Here is a 12,479-nt window from a genome sequence, read left to right on the forward strand (position 1 = left end):
TTGGCCGAATCCGCCCATAGCTCCGCTATGGGCGAACCCGGCCGCCTTGCAGCTGCACGCACCAGACGCCGCTCGCTTATCCAGCCTGATCGCCCGGACAGGACCTAGCCGCCGCCGACGCGCAACGAATCTCCGTAGCGGCGCCGAAACGCGCAACGAATCACCCGTCGGCGCGCAACGGACGCGCCTTGTCCGGGGTGAGCGGCGGAACGTACCGTTTTGAACGTCCCCCCGAACACCCCGACGTTCCCGAGGTCTGCCATGCCGCCGCTGCGCACCGCCCTGCTCCAGAGCTCCGGTCAGCCCGGCGACGTCGTGAAGAACCTCGAGGTGCTCACCGGCGCCGCCCGCGCCGCCTCGGCCGCCGGTGCGGGACTGCTCGTCTGCCCGGAGATGTTCCTGACCGGGTACGCCATCGGGGCCGACGTGCACCGCCTGGCCGAGGCCGCCGACGGCCCCGGCGCCGAAGCCGTCGCCCGCATCGCCGCCGAGTACGGCATCGCCGTCCTCTACGGCTACCCCGAGCGCGAGGGCGACCAGGTCTACAACGCCGCTCAGCTCATCGGCCCGGCCGGCGAGCGGCTGGCCGACTACCGCAAGACGCACCTCTTCGGCTGCTTCGAGAACGAGTGGTTCACTCCCGGGGACACCCCCGTCGTCCAGGCCGAGCTGGGCGGACTCCGCATCGGAGTCATGATCTGCTACGACGTGGAGTTCCCGGAGAACGTCCGTGCCCACGCGCTGGCCGGTACCGACCTGCTGCTGGTGCCCACCGCGCAGATGCACCCGTTCCAGTTCGTCGCCGAGTCCCTCGTCCCGGTCCGCGCCTTCGAGAACCAGATGTACATCGCGTACGTCAACCGGACCGGCACCGAGGGCGAGTTCGAGTTCGTCGGCCTGAGCTGCCTCGCGAGCCCCGACGGCACCACCCGCACGCGGGCCGGCCGCGGCGAGGAACTGGTGCTCGGCGAGGCCGACCCCGAGCTGCTGCGGGCCTCCCGCGCGAACAACCCCTATCTGCGCGACCGCCGGCCCGGCCTGTACGCGTCACTGGTCTGACCCCCGGCCCGCTCTCCCCCCTCCCCGCTCCGCCCCTCTGCTTCAGCCTTTCCGCGCAAGGAGTCCGTACCCCATGACGTCCACGGTGCCCACCGCCGCTCACGACGAGCAGCCGCCCGCCCTGCCGCCGATCACCATGTTCGGCCCGGACTTCCCCTACGCGTACGACGACTACCTGGCCCACCCGGCCGGAATCGGCCAGATACCGGCGACCGAGCACGGCGCCGAGGTGGCGGTCATCGGCGGCGGCCTCTCCGGCATCGTCACCGCGTACGAGCTGATGAAGATGGGCCTCAAGCCCGTCGTCTACGAGGCGGACCAGATCGGCGGCCGGCTGCGCACCGTCGGCTTCGAGGGCTGCGATTCCGAGCTGACCGCCGAGATGGGCGCGATGCGCTTCCCGCCCTGCTCCACCGCGCTGCAGCACTACATCGACCTGGTGGGTCTGGAGACCAGGCCGTTCCCCAACCCGCTGGCCCCCGACACGCCGTCGACCGTCGTCGACCTCAAGGGCGAGTCGCACTACGCCACGTCGGTGGACGAGCTGCCCGCGGTCTACCGCGAGGTCATGGAGGCCTGGAACTCCTGCCTGGAGGAGGGCGCCGACTTCTCCGACATGAACACCGCCCTGCGTGAGCGGGACATCCCGCGGATCCGCGAGATCTGGTCGAAGCTCGTCGAGAAGCTGGACAACCAGACCTTCTACGGCTTCCTTTGCGACTCCCCGGCGTTCAAGTCCTTCCGGCACCGCGAGATCTTCGGCCAGGTCGGCTTCGGCACCGGCGGCTGGGACACCGACTTCCCGAACTCCATCCTGGAGATCCTGCGCGTCGTCTACACCGAGGCGGACGACCACCACCGCGGCATCGTCGGCGGCAGCCAGCAGCTCCCGCTGCGGCTGTGGGAGCGCGAGCCGGAGAAGATCGTGCACTGGGCGCAGGGCACCTCGCTCTCCTCGCTGCACGACGGCGCGCCCAAGCCGGCCGTGACGCGCCTGCACCGCACCGCCGGGAACCGGATCACGGTCACCGACGCCTCCGGTGACATCCGTACGTACCGCGCCGCCGTCTTCACCGCGCAGTCCTGGATGCTGCTGTCGAAGATCGCGTGCGACGACACGCTCTTCCCCATCGACCACTGGACGGCGATGGAGCGGACCCACTACATGGAGTCCTCCAAGCTGTTCGTGCCGGTGGACCGGCCGTTCTGGCTGGACAAGGACGAGGAAACCGGGCGGGACGTCATGTCGATGACGCTGACCGACCGGATGACCCGCGGTACCTATCTGCTGGACAACGGGCCCGACAAGCCGGCCGTCATCTGCCTCTCGTACACGTGGTGCGACGACAGCCTCAAGTGGCTGCCGCTGTCCGCGAACGAGCGGATGGAGGTCATGCTCAAGTCGCTCGGTGAGATCTACCCGAAGGTCGACATCCGCCGCCACATCATCGGCAACCCGGTGACCGTCTCCTGGGAGAACGAGCCCTACTTCATGGGCGCGTTCAAGGCCAACCTGCCCGGGCACTACCGCTACCAGCGGCGCCTGTTCACGCACTTCATGCAGGACCGGCTGCCCGAGGACAAGCGCGGCATCTTCCTCGCGGGCGACGACATCTCCTGGACGGCGGGCTGGGCCGAGGGCGCCGTGCAGACCGCGCTCAACGCGGTGTGGGGCGTCATGCACCACTTCGGTGGTACGACGGACGCGACCAACCCCGGACCCGGCGACCTCTACGACGAGATCGCCCCGGTAGAACTCCCCGAGGACTGACCCGAGGACTGACCCGGGGACTCCCGACCCGGCCCGCCGCCGCGCGCACAGCGTGGCGGCGGGCCGTCGCCAGTTTCCGGCGGCGGTGGCCCCATGGCCCCGGTCGCCGCGCTTCAGCGGCTGGGCGTCAGCAGACAGCGTCCGACCAGGCCCACGCCGGCATCCAGCCGCTCCCGGAACTCCTCGGCCAGTTCGGGGAGTTCGCGCAGCCCCCAGAGCACCCGCGCGGACGACCAGGCGGCGTCCCGGGCCCGTTCCAGGCTCCAGGACCCCAGCAGGTGGGTCAGCGGATCGGCGATCTCCAGCAGGTCGGGTCCGGGCATCAGGTCTTCCCGGATGCGCTCCTCGAGAGCGATCAGCATGTCTCCGACCTGGTCGAAGTCCCCTTCCAGTGCCGCCGGTTCGCAGTCCAGCACGCGGCAGGTGTCCACGACGGCGAGCGCCAGGTCGTGCCCGATGTGCGCATTGATCCCGGCGAGCGCGTACTGCAACGGACGTACACCGGGATGACGCCGGTACTCGAAGAGCGGACGCCAGCAGGCCGGTGGCCGCCGGCCCGCCGCCACCGCGTCCACGGCCGCCAGATAGCGCTCCGCGAACAGGACGTCCAGCGTCGCCGCGGACCGGGGCACCGGGAAGACGCCGAGGTCGATCTGCCGGCCGATCTCCTCGGTCACCGCCAGGTAGACCCGGTTGAACACCGCCACCCCGTCCGACGGTGGCCAGCCGGCCCCCAGGGCGCGCAGCCGCGCGGCCACCGCGTCTACCGACGCGTGGCCGAGGCGGCCGCGCACCGCGAACTGTTCCATCTGCGCCATGGGGGCAGCGTCCCAGGGACTAGGCTCCACCGGGTGGCATTGCGCCCGGTCTTCGCCGGTTCGGACGAAGGACGGTCGCCGGGGAGGGCTGGAGTGGGGGAAGGACCTGTGTCAGGCGAACGTGCGCAGAACCGCGTCCGGCGTACCGAGCGCCGACGGGCCGCGCGGCACACCGCCATGGTGGTCGCGGCCTCGGCCGTGGTCGCCGTCGGTACGGTGGCCGGCATGCTGACCGCGGTCGCCGGCGAGGGCGGGACCGACGACTCGGCCCGGCCGGAGGTGACCGAGGTCCCGACGCTCGAGCCGCTGCCCGCGCTGCCCAGCCCCTCGGCCTCTGCGTCTCCGTCCGGGTCCGCGTCGGCGTCCGCCAAGGCGTCGCCCTCGGCGTCCGGTTCGGGCAGGCCCTCTTCCGGGCCGACGGCGAAGAAGCAGGCCGCCCGGCCCGCGCGCGCCGACGCCGCGCTCTACCGGCACCCCGAGTCGCGGGTCATCGACTGGGTGGCCGCCAACCGTGGCGATCCGCGGCGCCCGCTCATCGAGTCGAGCATCGCGGCGCAGCCGGCCGCCGTCTGGTTCGCCGAGTACAACCCCGGCACCATCACCGGCAGAGTCCGCTCGGTGACGTCCGGGGCCGCCGCCGCGGGCCGGGTGCCCGTCCTCGTCCCGTACGCGATACCCGACCGGGACTGCGGCGGTGCGTCCAAGGGCGGTGCGCCCGATCTCGCCGCCTACGACGGCTGGATACGGGACTTCGCGGCCGGCCTCGGCGACAGCGAGGTCATCGTGATCCTCGAACCCGACTCGATCGCGCTCGCCGACTGCCTGTCGCCGGGCGACCGGGACGCCCGCTACGCCTCCCTCGCCCGGGCCGGCCGGGCCATGCACGCCGCGAATCCGAAGGCCAGGGTCTACTACGACGCCGGCCACTCCGGCTGGCACCCGGCCGAGAAGCAGGCCGCCGCGCTGCGCAGGGCGGGCGCCGCGACGAGCGGCGACGGCATCTTCACCAACGTCGCGAACTTCCACCGCACCGCCGACGAGACGGCGTACGCGCGGCGCGTCCTGTCCGCGCTCGGCGGGCCGGCCGGCCTGGGGGCGGTCATCGACACCAGCAGGAACGGCAACGGGGCGCCGGCGCCGGGCAACTGGTGCGATCCGGCGGGGCGGGGGCTCGGCCGGCCGCCGACCACCCGTACCGGCGAGGCGCGGATCGACGCCTACCTGTGGATCAAACTGCCGGGGGAGTCCGACGGCTGCAAGGGCGCGGCGGGTACCTTCACGCCTTCGTACGCGTATGAGCTGGCGCGGGGGTGACTCGTGCGCTGCCGGGCCGGCCGGCGGTCAGTGCCGCTTGAGCGTCGCCGGTGTGCCGGACGCCTTGGCCCGCACGCTCTCCCTGCTGCCCTGCCGCAGTACGCCCGCGCCCAGCACCAGCCCGAACGCCAGCGCCGTCACCAGCCCGAACGACACCACCAGCGAGGTCACATCGGCCACCGCGCCGATCGCCGAGGGGGCGATCAGGCCCGAGGTGTACGTGATGGTGGCGACGCCCGCGATCGCCTGGGCCGGCGCCGGGCCGCTGCGCCCGGCCGCGGCGAAGGCGAGCGGCACCACGACGGCGACGCCGAGGCCGATCAGGGCGAAGCCGGCCAGCGCCACCGGCGGGTTCGGCGCCACGACCACCAGCACTCCGCCGAGGGTGGCGAACACGCCGCTCACGCGCACGGTGCGTACCGGGCCGAACCGGTCGACCACCCGGTCGCCCGCGATCCGCGCCACCGCCATGGTCAGCGCGAAGGCCGTGGTGGACGCGGCCGCGAGACCGGGGGAGGTGTCCAGGACGTCCTTGAGGTAGACCGCCGACCAGTCCAGGCTGGCGCCCTCCGCGAACACCGCGCAGAAGCCCACCGCGCCGATGAGCAGGGCCGACCTGGGCGGCAGCGCGAACCGCGGCGGCGGGATGTCGTCCGGGGCGCTGCGCAGGTCCAGTACGCCCTGGCAGGCGATCAGGCCGACGACGGTGAGAACCGCCGCCGCGACGGCGTGGTGCAGCCGGGCGTCGCCGCCCGCGTGCGCGGCGACGGTACCGGCGGCGGAGCCGAGCAGGGCGCCGACGCTCCACATGCCGTGCAGGCCGGACATGATCGAGCGGTCGAGCCGGTTCTCGACCTCCACCCCGAGCGCGTTCATCGCCACGTCCGACATGCCGGCCGTGGCGCCGTAGACGAACAGCGCGCCGCACAGGGTGAGCAGATTCGGGGCAAGTCCTGGGAGTACGAGGGAGAGGGTCCACAGGGCGAGCAGCCCGCGCAGCGCGGTGCGGGCGCCGAAGCGGTGGCTGATCGCGCCGGCCAGCGGCATCGACACCGAGGCGCCGATCGCCGGGAACGCGAGCGCCAGGCCGAGCTGGCCGGCACTGAGTGAGGCGTGGTCCTGGATCCAGGGGATGCGGGTGGCGAAGCTGCCGGTGACCGCGCCGTGCACACAGAAGACAGCGGCCACGGCGATCCGTGCCCGCTTCAGCTGCTGCCGATCGAAGACCACTCCACTCATCATGAGGCAGTAAATTATCAGGGACCCTGCCTGATAGATAGATCCGGGCCTGATGACAGCGTCGGCCTGATGGACTGAGCCGGCCCGATGGACTGATCTGGAAGGATCCTCGGTATGCCGCCTGCCTCACCGAGCACAGCCCGGGCCATGAACGACCGGCTGGCCCTCCAGTTGCTCCAGCAGCAGGGCCCCTTGACGGCAGGCGAACTCAAGACCCTCACCGGACTCTCCCGCCCCACCGTCGCCGACCTCGTCGAGCGGCTCCAGGTGGCCGGGCTCATCGCGGTGGTGGGCGAGGCGGGTGCCCGACGGCGTGGCCCCAATGCCCGGGTGTACGGGATCGTCGCCGACCGCGCGCACCTGGCGGCACTGGACGTACGGACGCACAGCGTCTCGGTGCTTGTCGCCGACCTCCTGGGCCGGACCCTCGCCGAAGCCGTCCTGCCCATCGGCCCGGACACCGGGACCGGACCCGCTGTGGAGCGGGCCGTCGCCCTGCTGGAGCGCACCGCGCGTGAAGCCGGCGCCGCCCGGCTGCACAGCGTCGGCATCGGCGCGCCGGGGCTCGTCGACCCCGCCACCGGGGAACTCCGCGACACGACCGGCCTGCCGGCCTGGCACCGGGCGCTGGTCGGCGTACTGCACGAACGGCTGCCGGCTGCCGTGTTGCTGGAGAACGAGACCAACCTCGCGGCCGTCGCGGAACAGCGGCTGGGCGCCGCTCGCGACCGCGACACGTTCGTCCTGCTGTGGCTCGGCCACGGAGTCGGCGCGGCCGTCGTCCTGGACGGACGGCTGCGCCGCGGGGCATCGGGAGGTGCCGGCGAGATCGGCTTCCTTCCGGTGCCCGGTACGGCGGGTCTGCCCTCCGCGACCATGTGCGACGGCGGCTTCCACACCCTCGTGGGCAGCGCGGCCGTCTGTGCGCTGGCCGCAGAACACGGCATCGCCGCGGTCGCCGAGGCGCACGCGCCGCCGGCCGAGGCGGTCGTACGGGCCGCGGTGGCGGCGGGCCCGCGAGGCGGCCCGTTCCTCGACGCGCTCGCCGACCGTCTCGCCCTCGGGGTCGCCGCGGTCAGCGCGGTGCTGGACCCGGGTTGCGTGGTCCTGGGCGGCGAGGTCGGGCACGCGGGCGGCGAGCCACTGGCAGACAGGGTGGCGACCCGGCTGACGGCCCTGTCCCCCCTGCGTACCGAGGTGCGGGCCGGAACCCTGGGAGGAGCGGCGGTGCTGAGGGGAGCGCTGCTGGCGGCACAGGAGGCGGCCCAGGAGGAACTGTTCGCCGCGCCCCGGTGATGATCACCCGGCCAGACCTAGGGGCTGTCCGGCGGATCATGACCGGGGCCACGACGTCTGGCACGGCACCTCGCCGCGTTGCCGAAATGCCCGAATAGCTCCGCTATTAGGGCACTCCGGCGCCTTGCGATGCACCGCACCAGACGCCGCGTCCTGTCCGGCCCTGATCCGCCGGACAGCCCCTAGGCCAGTGGCGAGGACAGGTGGTGCTCTTGCGCCCGGGTGTTCCGGCAGCGGACGGCGAGGGCCGCGATGTCGTCGTCGAGTCTTCCGCCGCTGTAGTGGAGCAGGTCCTGGTGCAGCCGGTCGAGCAGCTCACGGGGTGTCGCCGGGCCTTGCTGCCGCATCCAGTCCGGCAGCGGGAAGAACTCGCCGGTGCGGTCCCGGGTCTCCGACACGCCGTCGGTGTAGAGCAGCAGCTGGTCGCCCGGGGCGAAGGCGACGGTGTCGACGAAGTACTGGTCTCCGATGAGCGTCGCGAGGTGGAGCGGCGGCGAGGGGGTGGTGGGCTCCAGGACCCGCATCTTCCCGCCGTGCACGAGCAGCGGTGGGGGGTGCCCGCAGTTGAGCAGTCTGAGGTGGCCGCCGCCGTGCGGGATCTCGGCGACAACAGCGGTGGCGAAGCGCTCCGGAAGGTCCTGGCCGGGGTACGCCGCGCTGTGGCGGGTCATGCTGGTCTCCAGCCGCCGGGTGATGCCCCTCAGGTCGGGCTCGTCGTACGCGGCGTCCCTGAAGCAGCTGATCACCGCAGAGGCCGCCCCCACCGCGGCCAGGCCCTTGCCGCGTACGTCGCCGATGAGCAGCCGGACCCCGTACGGGGTGTCGGCCGCCTCGTAGAAGTCGCCGCCGATCCGGGCCTGCGCCTGGGCCGCCAGATACAGCGACTCGATCTCGACGTCCTCGATGCGGCGTGGCAGGGGGCGTAGCAGTACCTTCTGGGCCGCGTCGGCGACGAGCCGGATGTGGAAGAGCGCCTCCTCCCGCTGGAGCCGGACATGGCTCGCGTATGCGGCCGCCAAGGTGACCGCGATGATCGCAGCCGCCGTGTACGGCGTGCCCAGGTCGGTGTAGAAGAAGCTGAGGGTGATCATGGCCAGCAGGCAGAAGGCCCCCAGCAGGATCGTGGGGAGCACGGGCCACATCGCGGCGGCCAGGGCGGGTGCGGCGGGCAGGAGGCGGCTGATGGCGATCTCCCTCGGGGTGGAGAACGCCAGGCCGGTGACGAGGATGGTGAGGATCACCGGTGACATCAGGGCAGCGTCCCACCGGCTGCCGTAGGGAGGACGACGGCGCCGCCCAAGGGTGATCACAAAGTGCATCATACCGGGGCTAAACGGTCATCACGGCTCATTGGGCTTCGAGGAAGTCCTCGAACGTCGTCTTGCCCAGGGCCCGGTCCGGGGTGAGGTGGAGGCCGCGACGGAAGCCCGCATACGCCTTGCCCGCCAGGGGTACTGGCAGGACCGGGCGGCGGCGGCCGGTGGCGTGCAGGTAGGCGCGGGCCAGGTCCGGGAGTGTGCGGACCTCGGGGCCGCCGAGGTCCGGGACCCGTCCTGCGGGCGGGCCCGCGGCCAGTTCGGCCAGCCGGTCCGCGACCTCCGCCGCGTCGACGGGCTGGACGCTCACCCCGGCGGGGACCAGCAGCACCGGCAGCTTCGCCGAGGTACGCAGGAGTCCCCGCACCAGGTCGTGGAACTGGGTCGTGCGCAGCACGGTCCAGCCGAGGCCCGACTCCTCGATCATGCGCTCGACCTTGTGCTTGATCGTGTAGTAGCCGAGCGGCACACGGTCCACGCCCACGATCGAGATGTAGACCAGGTGCGCGACGTCGGCCCGCCGGGCCGCGTCGATGAGGTGACCGGCCGCCTCGTCGTCGCCGCGCGGCGTGGTCGCGCAGTGCACGACCACCTCCGCACCCGCCAGCGCCGCGTCGAGACCGGTTCCCTCGCGCAGATCGACCGCGTACGGCTGTGCGTGCCGGCTCAGCACCCGTACCTCGTGCCCGGCCGCGCGCAGCCGGTCCGTCAGCAGGGAGCCAAGAGTGCCGGTACCACCGGTCACCAGGATTGTGGTCATCGCCAGATCAGCCCTTCGGGGTGGTTGGAAGCCCGCCGGCCTCAGCCTGCCAGAACGGCGGAGACCCGGCGGCGGCAAGGGCCTGGTCTCCGCCGCCGGGCGTTCATCGCCGGGGGTCAGCAGGCTCCGAGGTCCTGCCAGACACCCCACTCACCCGTGGTGCCGGGCTCTTCGCCCTTCGTCCACCACTTCGACTTCCACTGGTGCGACCTGTGCGCGACGGTCGTACCGCCGCCGTACTCGGTGGCCGCGTTCCAGGCGGGCGCCGCGCACTGCCCGCCGCCACCACCGTCACCGCCACCGGTCGTCGTTCCTCCGGTCCCTGTACCCGGTTCGACCACGGTCGTACCGCGCGCCAGGTCACCGGCCAGTGCGTAGGACCTGCCGCCGAAGGTCACCGTCCAGTTGGAGGGGGTGGACGTCGGCAGGTAGTACACGAAGTCGAGTTCGGCCGAGGCGCCGGGCGCCAGCGTCTGCCAGCTCGGCAGCTTCAGCGAGACGCGGTGGTAGTCGCCCTTCAGGCCGCCCACGTTGTTCGCGGCGGTGTGGTCGCTGCGCACGATCCTCGTGCCCCACCCCGACTGGTCCCTGGCATTGGCCGGCGCCGAGGTCGCGTAGTCGAACTGGAACTCCGTCCCGCCCGGCAGCGTGGTCGTCGAGTTGTTGGTGATCCTGAGTTTCGGACTGATCGGGTAGTTGGAGTCGCCGAGCGGGAACTGGCCGAAGTCGGTATCGATCTTCAGCGCCTCGGCCGGCAGTGAGACGGTGGAGCGCTTGGCGCCGTACGGGGAGGCCGCCTTGAACTTCTCGTACATCGCGGTGGTGAGGGTGTCGCCGGTCTCGTACTGGCCCTTGGCCGCGTTCCACGCGTAGTCGCCCGCCAGCTCCCACACCATCGTGCCGCCGATGCCCTTGTCGACGACGTAGTCGGCCTTGGCCTTCACCGACTGCTCGTCCTCGGTGGAGAGGAACACCTTCTTCTGGGCGTTCCACAGCCAGGGGGCGACCAGCGTCGAGTCGTACTTGCGGGCGTAGGTGCCGGTCAGCGTGGTGGAGGCCGGGAAGCCGTACGCGGTGACGTAGTTGCCGACGACGCCCTTCTCCAGGTTCTTGGCGTGCCACATGGGGTTGGAGCCGGCCGGGGACTCCTTGCCGGCGGTGTCCTTGTCGTGCCAGAGGTTGTCGATACCGACGGCGCCGTCACCGCACTTGGTCAGGCCCGCGCCCGCCGGGCAGGTGGTCGAGGGCGCCTTGCCCCACAGCCCGTCCGTACCGCCCTGCACGTTCTTGAATCCGCGGGTGTAGTAGGGAAGGCCGATGTTGATGCGGCCGGCCGGCATGGAGCCGCGGAAGTAGTGGTAGGCCCAGTCGGTGTTGAGGTAGCCGACACCGCCGTACTGGGACGTGGAATACACGCCCGCCGCGGCGAGTTCGCCGTCCTTGCCGTCGTCGAAGAGTGAGGCGTTCGGGCCGACGTACTCGTTCCAGGCGCCGTGCAGGTCGTAGGACATGATGTTCACGTAGTCCAGATACTTCTGCATCTGGAAGGTCTCCATACCGCGCAGGAGATATCCGGAGGAAGGCGCGGCGACGGTGAGCAGATAGTGCTTCCCGTCCGCGGCGCCGGCCCGGTCGAGCTTCTCCCGCAGCGACTTCATCAGCGCGGCGTAGCCCTTGACCAGCCCGGCCCGGCGGCCGTTGGAGACCTGCCAGTCCAGCGGATTGCCCGCGTCCTTCATGGTCGTCGGGTACTCGTAGTCGATGTCGACGCCGTTGAAACCGTACTTCTTGATGAAGGCGACGGCGGAGTCCGCGAAGGTGTCGATGCCGGCCTGGTTGACCGAACCGTCGGCGTTGGTGGCCATCGAGTAGAAGCCGCCGGAGTCCACCCGCTTGCCGCTGTCGTCGAAATATCCGCCGGTCTCGGCCCAACCGCCCACGGAGATGAGTGTTTTGACGTCGGGGTGCTGCTTCTTGAACTTGCTCAGCAGGTTGAAGTGGCCCTTGTAGGAGTACGCGGGGTCCATTTCCGCCCCGGCGACTCCCGGCCAGGTCATTCCGGTCGCGGCGTTGCCGGCGTTGTCGGTGCCGACCGAGATCCTGTTGTCGCTGCCGACGTGGGCGAAGGCGTAGTTGAGGTGGGTGACCTTGTCCCAGGGGATGTCGGAGGCGAGGTAGGCGGGGGTGCCGTCCTTGCCGGTGCGCCAGCCGGTGAAGTAGCCGATGACGCGGCGCTGGTGGTCGGCGCCCATCTTCTCGCGGCCCTCGGCGTCGTAGACCGAGCAGTACGGGACCTCGACGCCCGGGGTTCGGTAGAGGCCGTCGGGGCGACAGGACTCCTGGTCGGCGGCATGGGAGACGGTCGCGGAGAGCGAGCTGAGCAGCAGCCCGGCGACCGCCGCGCCGGCTGCGAGCAGCGTGGCTCTCGCGCGTGTGGGGGACAGCACGATCTGTTCCTCCTGGGGTGGGGGTACCTCATCGCACAACGAGCAGGCGGGTGGGGCGTGTTGGCCCGAGATGTGCGCACACCGGGCGGGCCGGATCCGCGGAGGTGACGCAGACCTTAAAAGGACTAGACCAGTAGGTCAATAGGTATGGACCAAGCCCGCGTGGGAATCCCCGGGGGGCGGTCCTGTGAGTCAGGCCACAGCCGATCGCCCGCATGGGCGACGAGCGGGCGTGGCACACTGACCCTGTACCAGAAGCAGCGCACTCCGGGGTCGGTGTAATTCCGAACCGGCGGTTATAGTCCGCGACCCGTCCGCATCCAGCGGCCGGTTGACCAGGTGAAATTCCTGGACCGACGGTGAAAGTCCGGATGGGAGGCAGTGCGCGGCGGGCCAGTATCGGGTACGCCGCCGTCGGCGGTCCGTCTTCGGACGAGCCGTTTTCCGGCCTCGGCGTCC

9 protein-coding genes and 1 riboswitch are annotated in these 12,479 nt (G+C 71.4%); of the genes, 4 read left to right on the plus strand and 5 right to left on the minus strand.

The genetic code is table 11. The features are described from left to right. Positions 1-261 precede the first annotated feature (261 nt). Together ACWV17_RS29125 and ACWV17_RS29130 are read left to right on the plus strand one after the other, a co-directional pair. A complete protein-coding gene (locus ACWV17_RS29125) occupies positions 262-1,059 on the plus strand; it encodes a carbon-nitrogen hydrolase family protein (protein ID WP_455362041.1) in 798 nt (265 codons plus the stop codon). A 73-nt stretch (positions 1,060-1,132) separates the two neighbouring features. Beyond that, positions 1,133-2,830 (plus strand): flavin monoamine oxidase family protein, encoded by a 1,698-nt coding sequence (locus ACWV17_RS29130; protein ID WP_455362009.1) that lies wholly within the window; start codon positions 1,133-1,135, stop codon positions 2,828-2,830. A gap of 113 nt (positions 2,831-2,943) precedes the next feature. Here ACWV17_RS29130 and ACWV17_RS29135 read toward each other — a convergent pair whose 3' ends face one another. Then, positions 2,944-3,648 carry a DUF5995 family protein gene (locus tag ACWV17_RS29135; protein WP_455354999.1) on the minus strand — a complete coding sequence of 235 codons (705 nt, stop codon included), beginning with the start codon at positions 3,646-3,648 and terminating at the stop codon, positions 2,944-2,946. Between the two features lie 108 nt (positions 3,649-3,756). Between ACWV17_RS29135 and ACWV17_RS29140 the strand changes: the two genes are divergently transcribed. Next, on the plus strand, positions 3,757-4,962 hold the full coding sequence (locus tag ACWV17_RS29140; protein WP_455362010.1) for a glycoside hydrolase family 6 protein: 1,206 nt from the start codon (positions 3,757-3,759) through the stop codon (positions 4,960-4,962). Between the two features lie 27 nt (positions 4,963-4,989). Here ACWV17_RS29140 and ACWV17_RS29145 read toward each other — a convergent pair whose 3' ends face one another. Then, complete coding sequence (locus ACWV17_RS29145; protein WP_455362042.1) at positions 4,990-6,201, minus strand: MFS transporter; 1,212 nt, start codon at positions 6,199-6,201, stop codon at positions 4,990-4,992. 114 nt (positions 6,202-6,315) lie between these two features. On the opposite strand from ACWV17_RS29145, the gene ACWV17_RS29150 reads away from it, so the two are divergent. After that, the gene (locus ACWV17_RS29150; protein ID WP_455362011.1) at positions 6,316-7,497 is read left to right on the plus strand and encodes an ROK family transcriptional regulator; all 1,182 of its coding nucleotides are present in this window, start codon (positions 6,316-6,318) and stop codon (positions 7,495-7,497) included. A 182-nt stretch (positions 7,498-7,679) separates the two neighbouring features. On the opposite strand, the gene ACWV17_RS29155 is transcribed toward ACWV17_RS29150, so the two are convergent. The 3 genes from ACWV17_RS29155 to ACWV17_RS29165 form a co-directional block, all read right to left on the minus strand. Next, positions 7,680-8,747 carry a PP2C family protein-serine/threonine phosphatase gene (locus tag ACWV17_RS29155; protein WP_455362012.1) on the minus strand — a complete coding sequence of 356 codons (1,068 nt, stop codon included), beginning with the start codon at positions 8,745-8,747 and terminating at the stop codon, positions 7,680-7,682. Positions 8,748-8,844: 97 nt separating this feature from the next. Further along, positions 8,845-9,573: an SDR family oxidoreductase gene (locus tag ACWV17_RS29160; RefSeq protein ID WP_455362013.1), complete on the minus strand. Its 729-nt coding sequence runs from the start codon at positions 9,571-9,573 to the stop codon at positions 8,845-8,847. Positions 9,574-9,689: 116 nt separating this feature from the next. Further along, the gene (locus ACWV17_RS29165; protein WP_455362014.1) at positions 9,690-12,020 is read right to left on the minus strand and encodes a chitinase C-terminal domain-containing protein; all 2,331 of its coding nucleotides are present in this window, start codon (positions 12,018-12,020) and stop codon (positions 9,690-9,692) included. A gap of 258 nt (positions 12,021-12,278) precedes the next feature. Next, positions 12,279-12,409, plus strand: a riboswitch (FMN riboswitch). Positions 12,410-12,479: the final 70 nt, after the last annotated feature.

The sequence above is a fragment of the Streptomyces mabaensis genome (assembly GCF_053763515.1).

Bases quoted from the DNA above. Each gene is read 5' to 3' on its own strand.
- ACWV17_RS29130 (WP_455362009.1), top strand. From the start codon at position 1,133: ATGACGTCCACGGTGCCCACCGCCGCTCACGACGAGCAGCCGCCCGCC.
- ACWV17_RS29135 (WP_455354999.1), bottom strand. From the start codon at position 3,648: ATGGCGCAGATGGAACAGTTCGCGGTGCGCGGCCGCCTCGGCCACGCG.
- ACWV17_RS29155 (WP_455362012.1), bottom strand. From the start codon at position 8,747: ATGTCACCGGTGATCCTCACCATCCTCGTCACCGGCCTGGCGTTCTCC.
- ACWV17_RS29125 (WP_455362041.1), top strand. From the start codon at position 262: ATGCCGCCGCTGCGCACCGCCCTGCTCCAGAGCTCCGGTCAGCCCGGC.
- ACWV17_RS29150 (WP_455362011.1), top strand. From the start codon at position 6,316: ATGCCGCCTGCCTCACCGAGCACAGCCCGGGCCATGAACGACCGGCTG.
- ACWV17_RS29145 (WP_455362042.1), bottom strand. From the start codon at position 6,201: ATGAGTGGAGTGGTCTTCGATCGGCAGCAGCTGAAGCGGGCACGGATC.
- ACWV17_RS29160 (WP_455362013.1), bottom strand. From the start codon at position 9,573: ATGACCACAATCCTGGTGACCGGTGGTACCGGCACTCTTGGCTCCCTG.